Origin of the sequence: Martinezella calliandrae (assembly GCF_030272695.1) — a bacterium.
Lineage (GTDB): Bacteria > Pseudomonadota > Alphaproteobacteria > Rhizobiales > Rhizobiaceae > Rhizobium > Rhizobium calliandrae.
In genome coordinates this window covers 1-234 of the sequence record NZ_JARFYN010000263.1, presented here as the reverse complement: position 1 = coordinate 234, position 234 = coordinate 1, and the positions used below count along the sequence as shown (strand labels likewise).

General features: G+C 63.7%; 1 protein-coding gene. It reads right to left on the bottom strand.

Features of this window, described 5'->3' with window-relative positions; all coding sequences use genetic code 11:
• Nucleotides 1–234: AMP-binding protein (locus tag PY650_RS37035; RefSeq protein ID WP_285885085.1), on the bottom strand; the 234-nt coding region annotated here is incomplete at both ends.

The window sequence follows — 234 nt, the reverse complement described above, 5'->3', positions numbered from 1 at the left end:
CTTCACCTGCTCGTCGTTGCGGCCGAGGAACTCCAGATTGCCGTCCGGCAGATAACGTCCGAGGTCACCGGTCTTGTACAGCCGATCGCCTTCTACAAAAGGACTGGCGATGAACCGCTCCGCCGTCAGCTCCGGCCGGTTCAGATAGCCGCGCGCAACGCCGGCCCCGCCGATATAAAGCTCACCCACCGCCCCGAACGGCACCGGTGCACCATCGCCGTCCAGAAGATACAC